We start from the raw sequence: 270 nt of genomic DNA on the forward strand, positions 1-270 counted from the left end.
CGGGGGCGGGGAGGAAGACGAAGGGGAGGAGGCGGTCCGGGTTTCGGCGCACACGCGCAGGAAGCGAGGGCGCAAGCCCTTGCCGGCGAACCTGCCGCGGGTGGAGGTGGTGTGCGACGTACCGGAAGAGGCGAAGCGGTGCGGGTGTGGGGCGGAGAAGGTGCGGATCGGGGAGGAGAGCTCGGAGCGGCTGGACATCGTGCCGGCGCAGGTTCGGGTGATCCGTGAGATCCGGCCGAAGTACGCGTGCCGGGCGTGCGAGGGGGTGGA

Annotated in this window: 1 protein-coding gene; it reads left to right on the top strand. The window is 71.9% G+C overall.

All coding sequences use genetic code 11. The annotated features are described in order from the left end of the window. Window positions 1-270, top strand: a 270-nt coding sequence (locus ACYQ8L_RS18755) for an IS66 family transposase zinc-finger binding domain-containing protein (RefSeq protein WP_459943329.1), incomplete at both ends; no start/stop codon positions are given.

This window comes from Deferrisoma palaeochoriense, assembly GCF_054656955.1.